1 pseudogene is annotated in these 265 nt (G+C 75.8%); it reads right to left on the reverse strand.

The features are described from left to right. Window positions 1-265: pseudogene (locus ACSNOK_RS34600) on the reverse strand (MFS transporter); the annotation flags it as partial.

Here is a 265-nt window from a genome sequence, read left to right on the forward strand (position 1 = left end):
GCCCAGGGTCATCAGCCGCTCGCGGTGGGGCTCCAGCTTCGGGCGGCTCTGGGTGTACGAGCCGAGCGCCCAGGCCAGCCCGCCGCCGGTGAGCGAGAGCCCGGCCAGGGTGGTGGACAGGCCGCGCTCGGTGACCAGCATCAACGGTACGAAGGTCTCCGCGCCCACGAGGGAGCCCATGGCCAGCCCGCGCAGCAGGATCACCGACGGCAGGCCGCGCACGGCCCGGAAGGTGCCGCGCGGCAGCAGCCGCACCGCGCAGGGG

This window comes from Streptomyces sp. URMC 126, from assembly GCF_051386555.1.
Lineage (GTDB): Bacteria > Actinomycetota > Actinomycetes > Streptomycetales > Streptomycetaceae > Streptomyces.